The following is a 20594-nucleotide window of genomic DNA, read 5'->3' as shown; positions in this document are numbered from 1 at the left end:
GCAACTGACCACAACTCACCTACGAGATCTTAGAGTTGACCCGGACCACGGGCGCCACGACTCAGCGGCTGCGCCGCGTCACGTACTCGGCGAGGGAGAGCAGACCGCCAGCCGCCGCGAGGTCGGGGACGGCCCGGGAGAGATGGCCGACGGCCCTGGCCATCCGGTCGGCGGCCTCCGTCTGCGCCCAGTCCCGCCCGCCGGCCCGGTCGACCGCGTCGGCCGCCCGCCGGATGCCGTCCGCGTCCAGAGGACCGCGGTACAGCTCCGCGAGCTCCGCCGCCGCCTCGGTGCCCGAGCCCAGGGCAGCCACCACCGGCAGTGACTTCTTGTGGGCGGCGAGATCGGCCCCGGCCGGTTTCCCGGTGTGGTCAGGCTCCCCCCAGATGCCGATCAGATCGTCGATCAGCTGGAAGGCGAGCCCGGCCTCCCGGCCGAACGCGTCCATGGCCGCCGCCACTTCGGGCCCGGCGCCCGCGTACAGCGCGCCCATCGCACAGGCACAGCCGAGCAGCGCGCCGGTCTTGGCCTCGGCCATGACCAGGCACTCGTCCAGCGACACATCGGCACGGGACTCGAAGGCGCAGTCCGCCTGCTGGCCCGCGCAGAGCTCGATCACACAGGTCGCCAGCCGCCCCGCCGCCGGTTTGGCCGCGGGGTGGGGATCATCGGTGAGGAGCCGAAGGGCGAGCGCCTGCATCGCGTCCCCGGTGATGATCGCGTCGGGTATGCCGAACACGGTCCAGGCGGTCGCCCGATGTCTGCGGGTCACGTCCCGGTCGATGACGTCGTCGTGCAGCAGCGTGAAGTTGTGCACCAGCTCCACCGCGGTGGCCGCCCGCACGGCCTGGCGGACCTCCCCGTTCAGCGCCTGGACCGCGGCGAGGACGAGCGCGGGTCTGATCGCCTTCCCCGTCTGTCCCGCGGCCGGGGATCCGTCGGAGTGCTCCCAGCCGAAGTGGTACATCCCGATCCGGCGCATCGCACCGGGAAGGGTTTCCAGCGTGGAGCGGAGCTCCGGGTCCACAGCGGCGCGGGTGCGTTCCAGGAGCGCTGCGGCCTCATGTCCTGTGGGCGCGGCGTCCGTTCGGGTCGTGGTCACGGTCTCTTCCTCTCCAGCCGGAGTACGGCACGGTCGGCCCGGACGCACCGGGCCCGGCAGCACTGCCGGGCCGGTCCGGGCCGGTCCCTCGGGACCGTCACCTTCACTGCCGGCGGCTGACTTCGACGTTCTCCAGAACGCCGAGGGCGTCCGGCACCAGCACGGCCGCCGAGTAGTACGCCGTCACCAGGTACGAGATGATCGCCTTCTCGTCGATGCCCATGAACCGCACGGAGAGACTCGGCTCGATCTCGTCGGGGATGCCGCTCTGCTGGAGTCCGACGACGCCCTGGTCGTTCTCGCCGGTCCTCATGCAGATGATCGACGTGGTGCGGGCGTCACTGACCTGGATCTTGTTGGACGGGAAGATCGGCACCCCGCGCCAGGCGGGCACATGGTGGCCGCCGACCTCCACGCTCTCCGGGACCAGCCCGCGCTTGTTGCACTCGCGGCCGAACGCGGCGATGGCCTTGGGGTGGGCGAGGAAGAGCTTGGACCCACGTCGGCGGGACAGCAGTTCGTCCATGTCGTCGGGGCTCGGGACGCCGTCGTGCGGCTGGATCCGCTGCCCGTAGTCGCAGTTGTGGAGCAGGCCGAACTCGCGGTTGTTGATCAGCTCGTGCTCCTGGCGCTCACGCAGCGCCTCGACCGTGAGCCGCAACTGGTGCTCGGTCTGGTTCATCGGCTGGTTGTACAGGTCGGCGACCCGGCTGTGGACCTTCAGCACGGTCTGCGCGACGCTCAGTTCGTACTCACGGGGCGCGCCCTCGTAGTCGACGAACGTGTTCGGGACGAGCGCCTCACCGGTGTGGCCGGCCGAGAGGTCGATGGCCGCTTCGCCGTAGTGGTTCGTGCGCTGCGCCGGCAGGGCCAGCAGGCCTGCGAGATGGTCGCGCAACGACTCCGCGCGCTCCGCCAGGTTCAGCACGTCCGCCCTGGTCAGCTCCAGTGCGACACACGCGGTGTCGGCGCGGGCCGTGTACTCCCAGGTGGCGCCCTCCTCGATCAGGGCCTGGTCGCCGAAGTACGACCCGTCGGCGAACGAGCCGAGCACCGTGGCGTCCCCGTAGGGGCCCGTACCGATCTTCTGGACCCGCCCGTGCGCCAGCAGGAACACCCGGTCCGCGGGGTCGCCCTCCGAGGCGAGCACCTCGCCCGGCCCGAACTCCCGCTGTGTGCACCGCTGGGCCAGCTCGGCCAGCGCCGCCTCGTCCTCGTAGTCCCGCAGTGCGGGCAGTTCGCCGAGCTCGGCGGGAATGACCTGGACACGCTCACCGGTCTGTACGAATGTCACGCGACCGTCTCCGACCGCATAGGTCAGCCGGCGGTTCACCCGGTACGTACCACCCTGTACCTGGACCCACGGCAGCATCTTCAGCAGCCACCGTGAGGTGATCTCCTGCATCTGCGGCGCGGACTTGGTGGTCGTTGCGAGGTTCCGCGCAGCCGCCGTGCCCAGACTCTGCTGCGGCGCTTCCTGCGTGTCGCGAACCTCTTCACCAACGGACATCTGAACGGTCCTCTCGATCTTGGACTGGCCTGCTGCAGAAGCCTTTCAGCGGAGGGGGGCGCGCGCTATTACACAAAAGAGTGCGACTAACAGTGCTTCGAGCTGGGCACGGTGTCCGCCGATGATCAGAAGGTTCTTAAGTTGCATCTCCTTGCAACTTATTCAGCCCGCTGCGTACCGCCAACCGGCCGCGCACCGCTCCGCACCCTCGGGCGACAATGGACGCATGCCTCCTGGAGCTCCCGGCCCCGACCGGCTGCACCCGGCGCTCCCGTCCCCGCTGCAGCCGGTCGACGACGACCGCTTCGCCCGCCACGGCGTCCAGCTGCTGCTCAAGCGCGACGACCTGATCCACCCGGAGCTGCCGGGCAACAAGTGGCGCAAGCTCGCCCCCAATCTGACGGCCGCCGCGGGCCGTACCGTGCTGACCTTCGGCGGCGCGTACTCCAACCACCTGCGGGCCACCGCGGCCGCGGGCCGGCTGCTGGGCTTCGCCACGATCGGTGTCGTACGCGGCGACGAGCTGGCCCACCGCCCGCTCAACCCCTCGCTGGCGCGGTGCGCGGCGGACGGCATGCGGCTGCACTTCGTGGACCGTACGGCCTACCGCGCCAAGACCGTCCCCGCCGGGATCACGGCCGGCGCCGACCAGCTGTACGTCGTCCCCGAGGGCGGCAGCAACACCCCGGCCGTGCACGGCTGCGCCGCACTCGGCCGGGAGCTGCGCGGCCTCGCCGACACCGTCGCGGTGGCCGTCGGCACCGGTGGCACACTCGCCGGTCTGGCCGCCGGTCTGGCACCCGGCGAGCGGGCCCTCGGCTTCCCCGTACTGAAGGGCGGCTTCCTCGGCGCCGAGGTCGCGCGGCTCCAGCAGGCCGCCTTCGGCTCCCCGGCCGGTGACTGGCGGCTCGACGACCGCTTCCACTGCGGGGGCTACGCCCGCACCACCCCGGAACTCGACGCCTTCGCCGACGACTTCGAGGACCGGCACGGGCTGCCCGTGGAACGGATCTACGTCGCCAAGATGCTGTACGGGCTGACGGCCCTGGCCGCGGAGGGCGCCTTCCCGGCGGGGACCCGGATCGCCGCCGTCGTCACCGGTCAGCCCGTCTCCTCGCGGTAGGCCGCGGCCTCCTCCAGGTCCAGCCGCCGCAGCAGCGTCCTGAGCAGTTCGTCGTCGATCCGCCGCCGGTCGCGCAGCTCCACGAAGACCGCACGCTCGGCCTCGATCATCTCCCGGGCGAGACGGCGGTACGTGTCGTCGGCGGTCTCCCCGGTCTTCTCGTTGACCGTACCGAGGCGTTCCCAGACCGCGTTGCGGCGCCGTTCCAGCACCGTGCGCAGCCGGTCGGTGAGTGGCGGCGGCAGCTCGTTTTCCTCGTCGGTGAGCAGCCTGTCGAGCAGTTCCTCGGCGGCCCGCGACGCCTCGCTCTGCGCCTGGGCCTCGGCGAGCGTCTCGGCGTGCGCGTCACGGCCGGGGATCTTCAGCAGCCTGATCAGTGACGGCAGGGAGAGCCCCTGGACGACCAGGGTCGCGATGACCGTCGTGAAGGCCAGGAAGAGCACCAGATTCCGCGCGGGAAAACCGGCGCCGTGCGCGGTCAGCGGGATCGAGAAGGCAATGGCGAGCGAGACCACCCCACGCATTCCCGCCCAGCCGACGACGACCGGCGACGTCCAGTCCGTATCGGGTTCGCGTTCCCGGACGCGGCGGGACAGCATGCGCGGCAGGAAGGTGGCGGGGAACACCCAGACGAATCGCACCGCCACGACCACGACGAACACCACCAGCGCGTACCAGGCGGCCTCCCACCCGCCGTACGCGCCAAGGCCCCGGAGCACAAAGGGCAATTGCAGTCCGATCAGTGCGAACACCGTGGATTCGAGAATGAAGGAGACCATTCTCCAGACCGCCCCCTCCTGGAGCCGGGTCGCGAAATCGACCTGCCAGGAACGGTGTCCCAGATAGAGCGCGACGACCACCACGGCGAGCACCCCCGAGGCGTGCACCCGCTCGGCCGCCGCGTACGCGACGAACGGGATCAGCAGCGAGAGGGTGTTCTGCAGCAGTGCCTCCTTGAGGTGCGTGCGCAGCCAGTGCAGCGGCACCATCAGGAGCAGACCGACCCCGATTCCACCCACCGACGCCAGTGCGAATTCCGCGAGCCCACCGGCCCACGAGATCCCGGCGCCGACGGCGGCGGCCAGCGCCACCTTGTAGGCGGTGATCGCGGTCGCGTCGTTGAACAGCGACTCGCCCTGGAGGACCGTGGTCATCCGGGAGGGCAGCCCCAGCCGCCGGGCGATGGCGGTGGCGGCCACCGCGTCCGGCGGCGCGATCACCGCGCCGAGCACCAGCGCGGAGGTCAGCGGCAGATCCGGCACGATCAGATACGCCAGCCAGCCCACCACCAGCGTCGCGAACAGCACGTACCCGACGGAGAGCAGCGCCACGGGCCGCAGATTCGCCCGCAGGTCGAGGTACGAGGAGTCCACCGCGGCCGTGTAGAGCAGCGGCGGCAGCACCAGCGGGAGGACGACCCCCGGGTCCAGGGTGTAGTCCGGCACTCCGGGTACGTACGCCGCGACCAGCCCGACCGCGACCAGCAGCAGCGGCGCGGCCACCGGCGTCCGGCGCGCGACGCCCGCGACCGCCGCGCTGCCCGCCACCAGTGCCACCAGGGGCAATGCGTCCATCGGTCTGCCCACCCTCGTTCCAGGTCCGCCGTGAGGTCGTAACCTGGCAATCATGAGCGAGTGCCCGCACCTTGCAGAACTGCCGCGCCCCGAGCCGGCCCCGCTGAGCGACACCTGCCCGGAGTGCCTGGCCATCGGCAGCCATCCCGTACAACTGCGCCTCTGTCTGGAGTGCGGGCACGTGGGCTGCTGCGACTCCTCCCCGTACCGGCACGCGAACGGGCACTTCGAAGCGACCGGACACCCGCTGATGCGGAGCTTCGAGCCCGGGGAGAGCTGGCGGTGGTGTTTTGTCGACGGTTCGATCGTCTGATCACTGGGTACGTCAACCGTCCGCTGTGTCTTTCCAGTTGGCCGCGCCGTCCGGTGGGACGGCGGGACGGGCGGAAATCCACAGCCCCGCAATTGAGCGTGCACACCCCCACCCACGATACGTACGCATGGAGTTACCATGAGTGACGGATCCGGATGGGGGTCCTGGCGACAGGGGGCCTTGGATCGCGATAGCGTCACGGCGTCAGGAAGCGACCATGTCACGCACGGTTGCGGGAGCAGTATTTCCCCGACCATGAACGAGCTTGTGCCACCTTGGAGGTGAGGGTGTCCCAGATCGCAGGCGAGCCCGGGACCCAGGACTTCGTGGAAGTCCGGCTGCCCGCTGCGGGTGCCTACCTGTCCGTGCTGCGTACGGCCACGGCCGGCCTCGCAGCACGCTTGGACTTCACTCTCGACGAGATCGAGGATCTCCGCATCGCGGTCGACGAGGCCTGCGCGATCCTGCTCCAGCAGGCCGTGCCCGGCTCCGTACTGAGCTGCGTGTTCCGGCTCATCGAGGACTCCCTCGAAGTGACGGTGTCGGCGCCCACCACGGACGGCCGCGCACCGGAGCGCGACACCTTCGCCTGGACGGTGCTCTCCGCACTCGCCGGCAAGGTCGAATCGACGGTCGCCGACGACCGTACGGTCAGCATCAGCCTGTACAAACAGCGCGGCGCGGGACCTGGACCGGCGTGAACGGGGACGGACCGGTGCGGGACGACGAGCGCAGCGCGCGGGCGCTGAGCACGGGGAACATCCCGGAGCAGCAGGCCCGGCCGCATCCGGTGGAAGGCCTTTTGGAGTCGGCGGAGCAGGCGGGCCTCATGAGCGAGCAGGACGAGCACCACCAGGAGCACAACCCCCGCGACCGCAGCGGGGCGAGGGCTCTCTTCATCGAGTTGCGCGAGCTCCCGGACGGCTCGCCCGAGAAGGCCGAACTGCGCAACAGGCTGGTGCGCATGCACCTGCCGCTGGTCGAGCATCTGGCCCGCCGCTTCCGCAATCGCGGGGAGCCACTGGACGATCTGACCCAGGTCGCCACGATCGGCCTGATCAAGTCGGTCGACCGGTTCGACCCGGACCGCGGCGTGGAGTTCTCCACCTACGCGACACCCACGGTGGTCGGCGAGATCAAGCGGCACTTCCGTGACAAGGGCTGGGCGGTCCGGGTGCCGCGCCGCCTGCAGGAGCTGCGGCTGTCGCTGACGACGGCCACGGCCGAGCTGTCCCAGCAGCACGGCCGTGCCCCCACGGTCCATGAGCTGGCGGAGCGGCTCGGCATCTCGGAGGAAGAGGTCCTGGAGGGCCTGGAATCCGCGAATGCCTACTCGACGCTCTCGCTGGACGTCCCCGACACGGACGACGAGTCCCCCGCGGTCGCGGACACCCTGGGTTCGGAGGACGAGGCGCTGGAGGGCGTCGAGTACCGGGAGTCGCTCAAGCCGCTCCTGGAGGATCTGCCGCCCCGGGAGAAGCGGATCCTGCTGCTGCGGTTCTTCGGGAACATGACGCAGTCGCAGATCGCGCAGGAGGTGGGCATCTCACAGATGCATGTCTCACGGCTGCTGGCCCGGACGCTGGCGCAGCTGCGTGAGCGGCTGCTGGTGGAGGAGTAGACGGGACGCGCGGGGAAGAAGGCCCGTACCGGCCTCCGTCACGCTGCCGGAGCCCCTACGCCCCGCGCGGGCCCCTGATCCCCAGCGCCTCGGCCGTCGTCGGGTTCACCAGCAGGACCAGCGCGGCCACCGCCACCACGGCCAGGACGGCTCCCGCCGCGATCAGCCCTCCCGACGCCGACAGCAGCGTCCAGGCCACCGGCAGGGCGAGGATCTGGGTGATGACCGCCGGGCCGCGGCTCCAGCTGCGCCGCAGCAGCAGACCGCGCGCCGCGAGGAGCGGGATGAGGGCCAGCACGATCAGCATCAGCCCGGCCATCACCGGCTGACCGGGGCTGCCGCTGCCGAGAATCCCCCTGCCGATCGCGTACAGACCTCCGACGGCCAGCGCCGCACCTTCCAGCGCGGACAGTGCCGCGGCGGCGGTCAGACGGGCGGGGCGGGGGTCGCCGGACGGCTCTGCGGTCTGCTCGGTACTCACCCCTGCAGGGTAGCGGTCGGCCCCGGGGCCCGATCGAGGCCGGGGCTCGGCCAGGTACCAAGCGGTAGGTAATCTTCTGCCCATGCGCGCACTCCTCGTGGTCAATCCGGCAGCAACCACCACCAGTGCCCGCACCCGCGACGTACTCATCCACGCACTGGCCAGCGAGATGAAGCTGGAGGCCGTCACCACCGAGTACCGCGGTCATGCGCGTGACCTCGGCAGGCGGGCCGCGGAGAGCAACGACATCGATCTGGTGGTCGCGCTCGGTGGCGACGGCACGGTCAACGAGGTCGTCAACGGTCTGCTGCACCACGGCCCGGACCCCGACGGCCTGCCCGGCCTCGCGGTCGTCCCCGGCGGCTCCACCAATGTGTTCGCCCGCGCGCTCGGTCTGCCGAACGACGCCGTGGAGGCGACCGGCGCGATCCTGGACGCGCTGCGTGAGCGCCGGGAGCGCACCGTGGGGCTCGGACTGGCGGCCGGCACGCCCGGCACGGCGGACGAGGGCGTTCCGTCGCGCTGGTTCACGTTCTGTGCGGGGCTCGGATTCGACGCGGGAGTGGTCGGCCGGGTCGAACAGCAGCGGGAGCGCGGGAAGCGGTCGACGCACGCGCTCTACGTGCGCCAGGTGGTCCGCCAGTTCCTCGACGAGCCCAACCGCCGGCAGCGCGCGATCACCCTGGAGCAGCCCGGTGAGGACCCCGTCGAGGATCTCGTGCTGGCCATAGTGTGCAACACGTCTCCCTATACCTACCTGGGCAATCGCCCGATGTACGCCTCTCCGGCGGCCTCCTTCGACACCGCACTGGACGTGCTCGGACTGTCGAAATTGTCACCCGCTCATGTGGCACGTTTCGCTACTCAATTGCTCACTTCGACGCCCGAACGGGGTCCGCACGGAAAGCACGCGGTATCGCTCCACGACCTGACGGACTTCTCCTTGCATTCCAAGGTTCGACTGCCCTTCCAGATGGACGGTGACCACCTGGGACTGCGTACGAGCGTGACGTTCACAGGCGTACGCCGTGCACTGCGTGTGATTGTGTGAGTGGAAGGGCCCAAAGTCCTTTAACTCGAACGTTTGGGCTGGGATCCACCCCATGGAAGTACGGCTGTGACCTAGCCGACACCGAGGAATCAAAAAAAACTTTCCAGAAGGGGTTGTATCCGCAGCCGAGGTTTGCGAATCTCTACATGGCGCTCGGGACGGCCCGCAAGACCGGCCTCCCTGAAAGCCAGAACCCCTCCTCACATCAGGACCACAACCAGTTCGCCTGGAAGTCGGCCCTTCACCTGTGGGGGGATTCGTGAAAGCGTTCACATTCACAAGCAACCTGCACGTAACACCTAAGAGAGGTAGCAGCCATGGACTGGCGTCACAACGCCGTTTGTCGTGAGGAAGACCCGGAGCTGTTCTTCCCCATCGGCAACACCGGTCCCGCGCTGCTGCAGATCGAGGAAGCCAAGGCCGTCTGCCGCCGCTGCCCCGTCATGGAGCAGTGCCTGCAGTGGGCGCTCGAGTCCGGCCAGGACTCCGGCGTCTGGGGTGGCCTCAGCGAGGACGAGCGCCGCGCAATGAAGCGCCGTGCCGCTCGCAACCGGGCGCGTAACGCGACCGCCTGATCACCCCTGGTACGAGCTTGAGCCCGGCGGCGCGCGTACAGCGAGTACGCACCACCGTCGCCCCCGAAACGCAGCGCGCAGTACCCCCGATGCGCACGCAGTACTGATCGGCCGGAGAGGAATTGCTCTCCCCGACGCACAGCACAGCAGTGAGCCCCGGACCGAATCACCTTTTCGGTCCGGGGCTCACTGCTGTGCCCGTTCGGTTACGTGTCCCACCGGCCCGCTACTTGTCGGCGGGCACCGGAATGTCGAGCACCACCTGGGTGCCGCGCTCCGGGGCCGGGACCATGTCGAAGGAGCCGCCCAACTCGCCTTCGACCAGCGTCCGGACGATTTGCAGGCCCAGATTTCCCGCGGTCTTCGCGTCGAATCCCTCGGGCAGTCCGCGCCCGTCGTCCTGGACCGTGATCAGCAGCCGGGCGTCGTCGCGCATTCCGCCGCGGACCGCGGAGACCTCGACCGTTCCCAGATCGCCCGGGGCGAAGGCGTGTTCAAGAGCGTTCTGCAGGACCTCGGTCAGCACCATCGAGAGCGGGGTCGCGACCTCGGCGTCGAGAATGCCGAAGCGGCCCGTGCGACGGCAGTTCACCTTGCCGGGAGAAATCTCGGCGACCATCGCGATGACGCGGTCGGCGATCTCGTCGAACTCGACGCGCTCGTCCAGATTCTGCGAAAGCGTCTCGTGGACGATCGCGATGGAACCGACGCGCCGCACCGCCTCGTTGAGCGCTTCCTTGCCCTGGTCCGAATCCATCCTCCGCGCCTGGAGACGCAACAGGGCCGCCACCGTCTGGAGGTTGTTCTTCACCCGGTGGTGGATCTCCCGGATGGTGGCGTCCTTGGTGATCAACTCACGTTCACGGCGGCGCAGTTCCGTGACGTCCCGGAGCAGGACGAGCGAGCCGATCCGGGTGCCCTTCGGGGAGAGCGGAATCGCCCGGAGCTGGATCACCCCGTCGTTGCCCTCGACCTCGGTCTCACGCGGTGCGTAACCGCTGGCCAGTTTGACCATGGCCTCGTCGACCGGTCCCCTGGCCGGGGCGAGGTCGGTGGTGAGTTGGCCCAGGTGCTGGCCCACCAGGTCGGACGCCAGGCCGAGTCGGTGGTAGGCGGAGAGCGCGTTCGGGCTGGCGTACTGGACCACGCCGTCCGCGTCGAGGCGGATCATCCCGTCGCCCACGCGGGGGGACGCGTCCATGTCGACCTGCTGGCCGGGGAACGGGAAGGACCCGGCGGCGATCATCTGGGCCAGGTCGGAGGCCGACTGGAGGTAGGTGAGTTCGAGGCGGGAGGGGGTGCGGACCGTGAGCAGGTTCGTGTTGCGGGCGATCACGCCCAGCACCCGCCCCTCGCGGCGTACCGGGATGGACTCGACCCGCACCGGCACCTCCTCGCGCCACTCCGGGTCGCCCTCGCGGACGATCCGGCCCTCGTCGAGGGCGGCGTCGAGCAACGGGCGCCGACCGCGCGGAACGAGATGGCCGACCATGTCGTCCTGGTAGGAGGTGGGGCCGGTGTTCGGCCGCATCTGCGCCACCGAGACGTAGCGGGTGCCGTCGCGGGTGGGAACCCACAGCACGAGGTCGGCGAAGGACAGGTCGGAGAGCAGCTGCCACTCCGAGACCAGCAGGTGGAGCCACTCGAGGTCGGTATCGCTCAGAGCGGTGTGCTGGCGGACGAGGTCGTTCATGGAGGGCACGGGTGCGAGCGTACCCGCCGCGTCCACGTTCACATTCTCCTCGTCGTACGCATGGACATCCGAGAATGGTCTAGTCCACAATGTGCAGGCAGAGACTTCCGCTCTCCCCGCACAGGAGAGCGGGGACGAGGTACGCGGCGCTCTCTGCCCTGACTGCGCCAAGTCCTCTTCACGGTCGCCGGGAACCGCACACCCGACGGCCGAGGCAGCTGAGGGCTGCGGTGCCGGACGGACGGGCCGAGGGTCCCGACCGGCCTGGCGCCGCGGCCCGCAGTCAGCCGTGCTCGCCCCGCCCGGTGCCGGGCGGATCTCCGTCATCGTGGCCGGTGCCCGTGGCGCGTCCGGGTCCTCGAACCCCGCGCCGGCAGCCGGCGTACCCGCTGGAGCGCCCGGGAGCCTCCGTACCGCCGTTCCGTGTGCGTACCGGCTGTGCCCCGTCGACCATGGGAGTGAGGGGGGACGGAACCGCCGGACGGAGCAGGCAGCTCTGCTAGATTGGTCTATACCACATGTTTGCACTCTCCAGATCGGCAGGCCCAGCGTGGAAGTTGTCATCGTCCCGGACGCCAAGGCAGGCGGCGAAGTCATCGCGGAGGCCATGGCCGGCCTGCTGCGCCGCAAGCCCGATGCTCTGCTCGGTGTCGCCACCGGCTCGACCCCGCTGCCCGTCTACGAAGCGCTGGCCGCCAAGGTGAAGGCCAAGGCCGTCGACGCCGCGCGGGCCCGCATCTGCCAGCTCGACGAGTACGTCGGCCTGCCGGCCGGGCACCCCGAGTCGTACCGCTCCGTGGTGCTGCGCGAGGTCGTCGAACCGCTCGGTCTGACCGAGTCCTCCTTCATGGGCCCCGACGGCTCCGCCGACGACATCCCGGCGGCCTGCGCCGCGTACGACCGGGCGCTCGCCGAGGCCGGGGGCGTCGACCTCCAGCTCCTGGGCATCGGCACCGACGGGCACATAGGCTTCAACGAGCCCTGCTCCTCGCTCGCTTCGCGCACCCGTATCAAGACCCTCACCGAGCAGACCCGGATCGACAACGCCCGGTTCTTCGACGGTGACATCGACCAGGTACCGCACCACGTCGTGACCCAGGGCATCGGCACCATCCTGGAGGCCCGCCACGTGGTGCTGCTCGCCACCGGTGAGGGCAAGGCGGAGGCCGTGGCACAGACCGTCGAGGGCCCGGTGGCCGCGCTGGTGCCCGCCTCGGCGCTCCAGTTGCACCCGCACGCCACGGTGGTCGTCGACGAGGCCGCGGCGTCGAAGCTGAAGCTGGCCGACTACTTCCGCGCGACGTTCGCGTCGAAGCCGGAGTGGCAGGGCCTGTAGCCACACGGGCGTACGAGAAGGGCCGGGCACCCCGTGCGGGGTGCCCGGCCCTTCTCCGTGCCCGGTTGGGCCCGGTGTCCGGTTACCGCGGAGCCGTGCCCGCGACGACCTCCGCCGCCGCGCGCCCGCAGACCCGGGCGGCCCCGTGGGTGGCGATGTGGAGCGCCCCGCGCGGCTCGGCCCGCGGGACGCCCATCTCGACCACGACCGTGTCGGCACGCGCCGCCAGCAGGCCGTCGAGCGCGGCGGCCATCCAGGGGTGCCGGTGGACGTCACGGACGACCGCGACGATCCGGCGCTCCCCGGCGGCGGCCAGCACCGCGTCGACCGACGCGGTCGCGTCGTACGTCCCCGTCCCGGTGCCCGGCAGCAGCGCCGCCAGTTCCGCGGCGATGCCCCACGGGGTCTCGTCGCCGACCGCGATGTTGGCCACCGGCGTGAAGGCCGCGACGTACGGGGCCGAGGTCAGCGGCCGGTATTCGGCGCCCGGGGTGACCTTCAGCGCCCGGCGGGCCGCCGTGAGTCCGATGCCGGTGCCGGGCGCGGTCCCCTCCTGTGCAGCCGCGCCCGGCTCCGAAGCCCCCCTGGCCTGGCGGGTCCACGCCGCGAGCGCACGTACGCGCGCGGCTGCGTCCGCCAGCCGTTCCTCGGGCAGATCTCCTGCCCGTACCGCCGCCACCAGCGCGTCGCGCAGGCGCAGCACGGTCTGCTCGTCACAGAGGCCGCCGCCCACGCAGATGGCGTCGGCTCCCGCCGCGACGGCGAGGACGCTGCCGCGTTCGATGCCGTACGTCGACGCGATGGCCTGCATCTCCATGCCGTCGGTGACGATCAGCCCCTCGTACCCGAGCTCCTGACGCAGCAGCCCGGTGAGGATCTGCGGGCTCAGCGTCGCGGGGCGCTCGCGGTCGAGTGCGGGAAGCAGGATATGCGCACTCATGACGGATTTGGAACCCGCGGCGATCGCGGCCCGGAACGGCACCAGTTCGCGGGCGTGCAGCGTCTCCAGGTCCACGTCGATGCGGGGCAGCGCGTGGTGCGAGTCGACGGCGGTGTCGCCGTGGCCGGGGAAGTGCTTGGTGCAGGCCGCGACACCGGCGGCCTGGAGGCCCTCGATGTACGCGGCGGTGTGCCGGGCGACGAGTGCGGTGTCGGCACCGAAGGACCGTACACCTATGACTGGATTGTCCGGGTTCGAGTTGACGTCGGCGGACGGCGCCCAGTTGAGGTTGACGCCGCACTCGGCGAGACGCCGGCCCAGTTCGTGGGCGACGGCCCTGGTCAGCTCCGGGTCGTCGACCGCGCCGAGCGCGAGATTGCCGGGGAAGGAGGACCCGCTGCGCACTTCGAGGCGGGTGACGTCGCCGCCCTCCTCGTCGATCGCGACGAGGATGTCGTCGCGCTCCTCCCGCAACCGGGCGGTGAGCGCGGCGAGTTGCGGGGCCGAGGCGATGTTCCGGCCGAACAGGCCGACGGACGCCAGTCCTTCGCCGATCCTGCGCAGCAGCCAGTCGGGCGGCGTGGTGCCGGTGAAGCCGGGCTGGAGGACGGCGAGCGCGTCGCGGGTGAGTGTGTCCGTACCCGTGGTGATGGTGGTCATGGAACGGCGTTATCCCTTCACTGCACCGGAGGTGAGACCACTGACCGCCTTGCGCTGGAGATAGACGAAGAGGATCAGGATCGGGATGGCGAAGATGGACGAGGCCGCCATGGTCGCACCCCAGTCGTCACCGAACAGGCTCTGGAACTGGGAGAGCCAGAGCGGAAGCGTCTTCGCGCCGGGCTCCTTGTTCAGGATGAGAACCAGCGGGAATTCGTTCCACGCGGTGATGAAACCGAAGAGCGAGGTGGCCATCAGCCCGGGGGCGAGCAGCGGCAGGATCACCTTGACGAAGGCCTGCGGGCGGCTGCAGCCGTCGACCATGGCGGACTCCTCCAGCTCCTTCGGCACGGCGGCGACGTAGCCGCGCAGCGTCAGGACGGTGAAGGGCAGCACCATGATCATGTAGAAGAGGGTCAGCGGGACCAGGCTGTTGAGCATGTCCGCGTCGCGGACCAGCATGTAGACCGCGATGACCATGACCTCCCAGGGGGCCATCTGCGCGAGCATGAAGATCACGATCATGCCCTTGCGGCCCTTGAACCGCATGCGGGCGAGCGCGAAGGACGCGAAGAGCGCGATCAGCAGCGACAGCAGGACCGAGACCACGGTGACGGTCAGCGAGTTGCCGACCATGCGCCAGAAGTTCGGGGCGTCGACAGCGGTCTTGAAGTGGTCCAGCGTGACGTTCGTCGGGAACCACACCGGGGTCTCGCTGATGATGTCCCCGGTCGGCTTGAACGCCGTGCTGAACATCCAGTAGACGGGGAAGATCAGCCCGAGGAAGAGGATGATCGCCGTCGCGTTGGGCCAGATGCGGCCGAGCAGTGAGCGCTTCACAGCTCGTCCTCCCCTTGCTTGAGAACGATGCGGAGGTAGTACGAGGTGAGGCCCAGCATGATCAGGATGGTGAGCAGCGAGATCGCCGCGCCCATGCCGTAGTGCTGGTTGCCGACGCCTTCGACGAAGGCGTACACGGGCAGGGTCTCGGTGAGCCGGTTCGGCCCGCCCTCGTTCAGCGTGAAGAGCTGCGCGAAGGACTTGAAGACCCAGATCACCTCGAGGAAGGTCGTGGCGTACAGGAAGGGCCGCATGAACGGGAAGGTCACCGAGGTGAAGCTCTTCCAGACGCCGGCGCCGTCGAGCGAGGCGGCTTCGTACAGCTCCTTGGGGATGGTCGTCGTCGCGGCGTAGAGGTTGATCGCCACGAACGGTATCGACTGCCAGACGATCAGCAGGGTGACCACGAAGAAGGTGGAGAGCTGCGACCCGGTCCAGGCGTAGTCGGCCATCGAGTGCCAGCCGAGCTTGTCGAGCACGTAGTTGACGACGCCGAAGCGCTGCGCGAACAGCCACTGGTAGACGGTGGAGGCCGCGACGACCGGCATCGCCCAGGCGAGCACCAGGCCGAGCATCAGCGTCAGGCGCATCTTCTTGCCGAGCCGGGCGAGCAGCAGTCCGATCAGGGTGCCGATCACCATGATCAGGACGACGTTGGCGGCCGTGAAGACGATCGTGCGGAGGGTGACCCGCCAGAAGTCCTCGCCGCCGAGGACGTCCTTGTAGTTCTGGATGCCGTTCCACTCGGTCACATGCTGGATCAGCTGCCCCATGTTGAGGTTCTGGAACGACAGCATGGCGTTCTTCACCAGCGGCCAGCCGAGGAACAACGCGGTCACCGCGAGAGCCGGGAGCATCAACAGGTAGGGGGCCGCGCCCAGGCGTCTGGTCCGCCTGCGCTCCTGCCCCCCGTCCGCCTGCCCGCGGGGTCCGGCCCCCTGGTGCACATCCGCCGGATTGGTCTGCACTGCCATGCTCGCCATCACTTCCAACAAAGCCGTACAAGGACGAAGCGCGACGCCGGGGCGGCGGGCTGGTGGGCCCGCCGCCCCGCCCCGTCACGCGCTGCTACTACGGGTGCCTACTGCTGCTGGCTGAGGCGCTTGTCGAGGTCCGCCTCGACCGACTTGGCAGCCTCCGCAGGGGACTTCCCCTGCAGAACCAGCGTCATGTAGGTCTTGATCGGGTTCGGCGGGTTCTCGACCGGTGCCCACTCGGGGATCAGCGGCGTGGTGCCACCGGACTTGGCCGAAGCCGGACCGGCAGCCTCCGCGGCGGGCTGGCCCACGGTGTACTTCTGCTGGTCGGCGCCCTTCGGCGACCAGCCGGCCTCCTTGATGAGCGCGCCGTCGTTCTTCTCGGAGAGCGCGATCTTCAGGAACTCCTTGGCGAGATCCTGCTTCTTGCTGCCCGCGGCAACGGCGAAGTTGGACCCGCCGAGGAAGACGCCCTCGGGCTTGTCGGCGGTCTCACCGGGGATGGTGAAGAAGCCGATGTCGTCCTTGAGCTTCGGGTTGGCCTTGAGGGCGGTACCGGCCTCGTAGCCCATCGCGATGATCGCGCCGGTCTTGCCCTTGGCGAAGACCTCGGCCTGCTGCGGGGTCGCCTCGTCCTTGTCCTTGGGGGCCTTGGAGTAGGACTGGTACTGCTTGTACACGTCCATGGCTTCGGCGACCTTCGGGTCGGCGAGGTTGGAGACGTACTTGTCGCCTTCCTTCTTCACCGGCTCGACGCCCTTGCCGACGAGCAGACCGTCGAAGAAGTACCAGTTCTGGCCGGGCAGGTAGATGGGCTCGGCCTTGCCCTGCTTCTTGATGGCGTCGAAGTCCTTGAAGAGCTCGGCGCGCGTCTTCGGGGTCGTGGTGATGCCCGCGTCCTTGAAGATCTTCTTGTTGTACATCACGACGCGGTTGCCGATGTACCACGGCAGCGCGTACTGCTTGCCCTCGTAGATGGAGGGCTTGTTGACCGCGTCGGCCCAGGAGCCGCCGATCTCGCTCTTCAGATCGCCCAGGTCGGCCAGGCCGCCGGTCTTCGCGTACGCCGGGGTCTGCGTGTTGCCGATCTCCAGGACGTCCGGCGGGTTCGACTCCGAGAGGGACGTGGTGATCTTCTGCTGGATCCCGTTCCAGTCCTGGACCTGGATGTTCAGCTTGGCCTGGGTCTTCTTCTCGAACTCGGCCTGGACCGTCTTCGTCCACCCGGGAGGGTTCGACCCCGACATGGTCCAGACGGTCAGGGTCTGCCCCTTGTAACCGTCGGCCCCCGCCTTCTTGCTGCTGTCCTTATCGTTGTCAGAGCCACAGGCCGCAACACTGGCCAGCATTGCCGCTACACCGATCGCCGCGATGAGTCCGCGCTTCACGACACCCTCCTCAGGGATGCAAGAACTTCCCCCCACCACCCGAGAACGCCGTTCGCCACAACAAGTGCGACAGGTACTGCCCGTGGGGCTGGGACCTGGTCTTTAATGGTTTAGACCAGTACTCGGAGCTTGGCCTAGACCTATGGGGGTGTCAAGGGTGTATAAGAAGGCTGTCGTGTCCGTTATCGGACCGACACCTGAGGGAGGGCGACGACCCGTGACCGGACCGTGCCACCATGTGAGCCGCGACAGACGGAGGAGCCGGTGACGGCAGCAGCGCAGCACTCGGGAAGGCTGGCGATGAGTACCGACGGGGGAAGCAGCGGGACCGAGGCCGCAGCGCCGGGACGTACCGCACGGGTGCCCAAGTACTACCGCCTCAAGCGGCACTTGCTCGACATGACGGAGACCCTGCCGCCCGGTACCCCGGTACCGCCGGAGCGGACCCTGGCCGCCGAGTTCGACACCTCGCGCACGACCGTGCGCCAGGCGCTCCAGGAGCTGGTCGTGGAGGGCCGCCTGGAACGGATCCAGGGCAAGGGCACCTTCGTCGCCAAGCCCAAGGTCTCGCAGGCCCTCCAACTCACCTCGTACACCGAGGACATGCGGGCCCAGGGACTCGAACCCACCTCCCAGCTGCTCGACATCGGCTATGTCACCGCCGACGGCTCGCTGGCCGGGCTGCTGGACATCACAGCGGGCGGGCGGGTGCTGCGGATCGAGCGGCTGCGGCTGGCGAGCGGTGAGCCGATGGCCATCGAGACGACCCACCTGTCGGCGAAGCGCTTCCCCGCGCTGCGCCGTTCACTGGTGAAGTACACCTCGCTCTACACCGCGCTGTCGGAGGTGTACGACGTCCGGCTGGCCGAGGCCGAGGAGACGATCGAGACCTCCCTGGCCACCCCGCGCGAGGCCGGGCTGCTCGGTACGGACGTCGGCCTGCCGATGCTGATGCTCTCGCGCCACTCGATCGACGAGCGGGGCGAGCCGGTGGAGTGGGTGCGCTCCGTGTACCGGGGCGACCGGTACAAGTTCGTCGCGCGACTGCAGCGGCCGAACGGCTGAGACCGGCCGCTGTTCGCAGAGGTGTGGCGCGAGCCCCCGTCCTGTCCTAACGTCCTTGCGTCAGCACAGGAAGGAACGGGTCCGCCGGTGGCCGACCACCGTTGAATTCCCCTGAATTCAACGGTGTTGTCGTTCCGGTATGCGGACGGGGGTTCCGCTGCCGGAATCCCTCCCCCTAGATTTCCTGCGCATTGCACGACGAGGTGCTCAGCGAGGGGACGGACCGCACCATGCCCACCATGCCTGCCACGCCCGAGAAACGAGCGGTGATCACGCCGGTGCGCGTGATCATCGCGGTATGCCTGATCGCACCCTTTGTCGCCATGCTGTGGGTCGGTTCGTACGCGAAGGTGGACCCGGCGTTCATCGGCATCCCGTTCTTCTACTGGTACCAGATGCTCTGGGTCCTCATCTCGACCGCGCTGACGATGATCGCGTACAAGCTGTGGCAGCGTGACCAGCGCGCCCGCAAGGGAGGTGCGTCCGCATGAAGGACGGTGTGAACGGAGTCGCGCTCGGCGTCTTCATCTTCTTCTTCGTGGCCGTCACGGTCGTCGGCTTCCTGGCCGCGCGCTGGCGCCGCGCCGAGAACGCCGCCACCCTGGACGAATGGGGCCTGGGCGGACGGTCGTTCGGCACCTGGGTCACCTGGTTCCTGCTCGGCGGTGACCTCTACACGGCGTACACCTTCGTCGCCGTCCCGGCCGCCGTCTACGCGGCGGGCGCGGCGGGCTTCTTCGCCGTGCCGTACACGATCCTGGTCTACCCGCTGATCTTCACCTTCCTGCCGCGTCTGTGGTCCGTCTCGCACAAGCACGGCTACGTGACGACATCGGACTTCGTCCGCGGCCGGTTCGGCTCCAAGGGGCTCTCGCTGGCGGTCGCGGTCACCGGCATCCTCGCGACCATGCCGTACATCGCCCTGCAACTCGTCGGCATCCAGGCCGTGCTGGACGTGATGGGCGTCGGCGGCGAGGGCAGCAACTGGTTCGTCAAGGACCTCCCGCTGCTGCTCGCCTTCGCGGTGCTGGCGGCGTACACCTACTCCTCCGGGCTGCGCGCCCCCGCGCTGATCGCCTTCGTCAAGGACGGGCTGATCTACCTGGTCATCCTGGTGGCGATCATCTACATCCCGATGAAGCTGGGCGGCTTCCATGACATCTTCGCCAAGGCCGGTGACGCGTTCGCGCAGACCAACCCGGCGACGGGTAAGCCACGCGGCGCGCTGGCGCCGGGCGCCGCGGGTCAGTGGGGGTACGCGACGCTCGCGCTCGGCTCGGCGCTCGCGCTGTTCATGTATCCGCACTCGATCACCGCGACGCTCTCCTCGCGCAGCCGCAATGTGATCCGGCGCAACACCGCGATCCTGCCGCTGTACTCGCTGATGCTGGGGCTGCTCGCGCTGCTCGGCTTCATGGCGATCGCCGCCGGGGTCAAGGTGAAGAACGGACAGCTGGCGATCCCGCAGCTCTTCGAGAACATGTTCCCCGACTGGTTCGCGGGGGTGGCCTTCGCCGCCATCGGCATCGGCGCGCTGGTTCCCGCGGCGATCATGTCCATCGCGGCGGCGAACCTCTTCACCCGCAACATCTACAAGGACTTCATCAAACCGGAGGCGACACCCGCCCAGGAGGCCAAGGTCTCCAAGCTGGTCTCGCTCGTGGTGAAGGTCGGCGCGCTGCTCTTCGTCCTCGCCATGGACCCGACCGTCGCGATCAACTTCCAGCTCCTCGGCGGCATCTGGATCCTCCAGACGATGCCGGCACTGGTCGGCGGGCTGTTCACCCGGTGGTTCCACCGCTGGGCGCTGCTCGCGGGCTGGGCGGTCGGCATGGCGTACGGGACGCTGGCCGCGTACGGCGTGGCGAGCCCGACGCAGGCGCACTTCGGCGGCTCCTCCAAGGAGATCCCGGGCATCGGCCAGATCGGCTACATCGGGCTGACCGCGTTCGTGCTGAACGTGGTGGTGACGCTGGTGCTGACGGTCGTGCTCAACGCGGTCAAGGCCCCGGCCGGCATCGACGAGACCTCGCCGGAGGACTACACGGCGGACGCCGGCGACGAGGACGTACAGGTCGACCTCCCGCCGGCCACCGTCGGCGCCCCCGGCGGTCACTGAGACCGACCGGCAGGCCGCATGAGGGCCGCCGCGCCTCTCCCCCGGGGAGGCGCGGCGGCCCTTCCGCTGTATCCCCGGGCCCGCGCGCGGCGAAGGCCTCCGAGGGGGTCTCAGGGCTCGTTCCGCCGACCCGGCGGCCATGGGTGGGGGCTCACCGGATTCCCGTGCGACCGGGCTTCGTACGGACTCCTGAGAGGCCCCTGAGAGCCGATCCCAGGCGCTCTCC

19 protein-coding genes are annotated in these 20594 nt (G+C 69.3%); 10 read left to right on the top strand and 9 right to left on the bottom strand.

The window, feature by feature from the left end; all coding sequences use genetic code 11:
• Nucleotides 1–61: 61 nt before the first annotated feature.
• Both OG709_RS24615 and OG709_RS24610 read right to left on the bottom strand, forming a co-directional pair.
• Nucleotides 62–1102 (bottom strand): family 2 encapsulin nanocompartment cargo protein polyprenyl transferase, encoded by a 1041-nt coding sequence (locus tag OG709_RS24615; RefSeq protein WP_250297939.1) that lies wholly within the window; start codon nt 1100–1102, stop codon nt 62–64.
• Nucleotides 1103–1205: 103 nt separating this feature from the next.
• A complete protein-coding gene (locus OG709_RS24610) occupies nt 1206–2612 on the bottom strand; it encodes a family 2B encapsulin nanocompartment shell protein (protein ID WP_329167691.1) in 1407 nt (468 codons plus the stop codon).
• A gap of 226 nt (nt 2613–2838) precedes the next feature.
• Here OG709_RS24610 and OG709_RS24605 point away from each other — a divergent pair, with 226 nt between their 5' ends.
• Nucleotides 2839–3735, top strand: a complete 897-nt coding sequence (locus tag OG709_RS24605; RefSeq protein ID WP_266640869.1) for a 1-aminocyclopropane-1-carboxylate deaminase/D-cysteine desulfhydrase — start codon at nt 2839–2841, stop codon at nt 3733–3735.
• On the opposite strand, the gene OG709_RS24600 is transcribed toward OG709_RS24605, so the two are convergent.
• Nucleotides 3714–5309, bottom strand: coding sequence for a Na+/H+ antiporter (locus OG709_RS24600; protein ID WP_250297942.1), 1596 nt, complete (start codon nt 5307–5309; stop codon nt 3714–3716). The genes OG709_RS24605 and OG709_RS24600 overlap by 22 nt on opposite strands.
• A 52-nt stretch (nt 5310–5361) precedes the next feature.
• On the opposite strand from OG709_RS24600, the gene OG709_RS24595 reads away from it, so the two are divergent.
• From OG709_RS24595 to OG709_RS24585, 3 genes are all read left to right on the top strand, one after another.
• The gene (locus tag OG709_RS24595) at nt 5362–5622 is read left to right on the top strand and encodes a UBP-type zinc finger domain-containing protein (protein WP_250297943.1); all 261 of its coding nucleotides are present in this window, start codon (nt 5362–5364) and stop codon (nt 5620–5622) included.
• Nucleotides 5623–5909: 287 nt separating this feature from the next.
• Nucleotides 5910–6323, top strand: coding sequence for an anti-sigma regulatory factor (locus OG709_RS24590; protein ID WP_164265750.1), 414 nt, complete (start codon nt 5910–5912; stop codon nt 6321–6323).
• Nucleotides 6320–7243: an RNA polymerase sigma factor SigF gene (locus OG709_RS24585; RefSeq protein WP_374211191.1), complete on the top strand. Its 924-nt coding sequence runs from the start codon at nt 6320–6322 to the stop codon at nt 7241–7243. The genes OG709_RS24590 and OG709_RS24585 overlap by 4 nt, the downstream gene beginning before the upstream one ends.
• A 55-nt stretch (nt 7244–7298) precedes the next feature.
• Here the strand turns inward: OG709_RS24585 and OG709_RS24580 are convergent, their stop codons facing one another.
• Nucleotides 7299–7724: a hypothetical protein gene (locus tag OG709_RS24580; RefSeq protein WP_374211192.1), complete on the bottom strand. Its 426-nt coding sequence runs from the start codon at nt 7722–7724 to the stop codon at nt 7299–7301.
• A gap of 82 nt (nt 7725–7806) precedes the next feature.
• On the opposite strand from OG709_RS24580, the gene OG709_RS24575 reads away from it, so the two are divergent.
• Both OG709_RS24575 and OG709_RS24570 read left to right on the top strand, forming a co-directional pair.
• Entirely contained in the window at nt 7807–8775 is a 969-nt protein-coding gene (locus OG709_RS24575) for a diacylglycerol/lipid kinase family protein (protein WP_250297945.1), read from the top strand.
• A 317-nt stretch (nt 8776–9092) separates the two neighbouring features.
• Complete coding sequence (locus OG709_RS24570; RefSeq protein WP_004937597.1) at nt 9093–9350, top strand: WhiB family transcriptional regulator; 258 nt, start codon at nt 9093–9095, stop codon at nt 9348–9350.
• Nucleotides 9351–9576: 226 nt separating this feature from the next.
• Here the strand turns inward: OG709_RS24570 and OG709_RS24565 are convergent, their stop codons facing one another.
• Entirely contained in the window at nt 9577–11043 is a 1467-nt protein-coding gene (locus OG709_RS24565; RefSeq protein ID WP_250298029.1) for a sensor histidine kinase, read from the bottom strand.
• Nucleotides 11044–11593: 550 nt separating this feature from the next.
• On the opposite strand from OG709_RS24565, the gene nagB reads away from it, so the two are divergent.
• A complete protein-coding gene (gene nagB, locus OG709_RS24560) occupies nt 11594–12379 on the top strand; it encodes a glucosamine-6-phosphate deaminase (protein WP_250297946.1) in 786 nt (261 codons plus the stop codon).
• An 82-nt stretch (nt 12380–12461) separates the two neighbouring features.
• Here the strand turns inward: nagB and OG709_RS24555 are convergent, their stop codons facing one another.
• From OG709_RS24555 to OG709_RS24540, 4 genes are all read right to left on the bottom strand, one after another.
• Nucleotides 12462–13979 carry a glycoside hydrolase family 3 protein gene (locus OG709_RS24555; RefSeq protein ID WP_266640875.1) on the bottom strand — a complete coding sequence of 506 codons (1518 nt, stop codon included), beginning with the start codon at nt 13977–13979 and terminating at the stop codon, nt 12462–12464.
• A 9-nt stretch (nt 13980–13988) separates the two neighbouring features.
• Entirely contained in the window at nt 13989–14819 is an 831-nt protein-coding gene (locus tag OG709_RS24550) for a carbohydrate ABC transporter permease (protein ID WP_250297948.1), read from the bottom strand.
• The gene (locus tag OG709_RS24545) at nt 14816–15793 is read right to left on the bottom strand and encodes a carbohydrate ABC transporter permease (RefSeq protein WP_250298030.1); all 978 of its coding nucleotides are present in this window, start codon (nt 15791–15793) and stop codon (nt 14816–14818) included. The genes OG709_RS24550 and OG709_RS24545 overlap by 4 nt, the downstream gene beginning before the upstream one ends.
• Nucleotides 15794–15900: 107 nt before the next feature.
• Entirely contained in the window at nt 15901–17184 is a 1284-nt protein-coding gene (locus tag OG709_RS24540; protein WP_250297949.1) for an extracellular solute-binding protein, read from the bottom strand.
• Nucleotides 17185–17484: 300 nt separating this feature from the next.
• On the opposite strand from OG709_RS24540, the gene OG709_RS24535 reads away from it, so the two are divergent.
• The 3 genes from OG709_RS24535 (at nt 17485) to mctP (ending at nt 20368) form a co-directional block, all read left to right on the top strand.
• Nucleotides 17485–18249: a GntR family transcriptional regulator gene (locus OG709_RS24535; protein ID WP_266644893.1), complete on the top strand. Its 765-nt coding sequence runs from the start codon at nt 17485–17487 to the stop codon at nt 18247–18249.
• A 239-nt stretch (nt 18250–18488) separates the two neighbouring features.
• On the top strand, nt 18489–18740 hold the full coding sequence (locus OG709_RS24530; RefSeq protein ID WP_250297950.1) for a DUF3311 domain-containing protein: 252 nt from the start codon (nt 18489–18491) through the stop codon (nt 18738–18740).
• Nucleotides 18737–20368 carry a monocarboxylate uptake permease MctP gene (mctP, locus tag OG709_RS24525; RefSeq protein WP_250297951.1) on the top strand — a complete coding sequence of 544 codons (1632 nt, stop codon included), beginning with the start codon at nt 18737–18739 and terminating at the stop codon, nt 20366–20368. The genes OG709_RS24530 and mctP overlap by 4 nt, the downstream gene beginning before the upstream one ends.
• The last annotated feature ends 226 nt before the right edge of the window (nt 20369–20594 follow it).

It is taken from the genome of Streptomyces sp. NBC_01267 (genome assembly GCF_036241575.1).
Classification (GTDB): Bacteria; Actinomycetota; Actinomycetes; order Streptomycetales; family Streptomycetaceae; genus Streptomyces.
The sequence above is the reverse complement of the archived record's forward strand: the minus strand, read 5'-3'. Positions and strand labels throughout refer to the sequence as shown.

Bases quoted from the DNA above. Each gene is read 5' to 3' on its own strand.
- OG709_RS24610 (WP_329167691.1), bottom strand. From the start codon at position 2,612: ATGTCCGTTGGTGAAGAGGTTCGCGACACGCAGGAAGCGCCGCAGCAG.
- OG709_RS24605 (WP_266640869.1), top strand. From the start codon at position 2,839: ATGCCTCCTGGAGCTCCCGGCCCCGACCGGCTGCACCCGGCGCTCCCG.
- OG709_RS24600 (WP_250297942.1), bottom strand. From the start codon at position 5,309: ATGGACGCATTGCCCCTGGTGGCACTGGTGGCGGGCAGCGCGGCGGTC.
- OG709_RS24595 (WP_250297943.1), top strand. From the start codon at position 5,362: ATGAGCGAGTGCCCGCACCTTGCAGAACTGCCGCGCCCCGAGCCGGCC.
- OG709_RS24575 (WP_250297945.1), top strand. From the start codon at position 7,807: ATGCGCGCACTCCTCGTGGTCAATCCGGCAGCAACCACCACCAGTGCC.
- OG709_RS24570 (WP_004937597.1), top strand. From the start codon at position 9,093: ATGGACTGGCGTCACAACGCCGTTTGTCGTGAGGAAGACCCGGAGCTG.
- OG709_RS24565 (WP_250298029.1), bottom strand. From the start codon at position 11,043: ATGAACGACCTCGTCCGCCAGCACACCGCTCTGAGCGATACCGACCTC.
- OG709_RS24555 (WP_266640875.1), bottom strand. From the start codon at position 13,979: ATGACCACCATCACCACGGGTACGGACACACTCACCCGCGACGCGCTC.
- OG709_RS24545 (WP_250298030.1), bottom strand. From the start codon at position 15,793: ATGGCAGTGCAGACCAATCCGGCGGATGTGCACCAGGGGGCCGGACCC.
- OG709_RS24535 (WP_266644893.1), top strand. From the start codon at position 17,485: ATGAGTACCGACGGGGGAAGCAGCGGGACCGAGGCCGCAGCGCCGGGA.
- OG709_RS24530 (WP_250297950.1), top strand. From the start codon at position 18,489: ATGCCTGCCACGCCCGAGAAACGAGCGGTGATCACGCCGGTGCGCGTG.
- mctP (WP_250297951.1), top strand. From the start codon at position 18,737: ATGAAGGACGGTGTGAACGGAGTCGCGCTCGGCGTCTTCATCTTCTTC.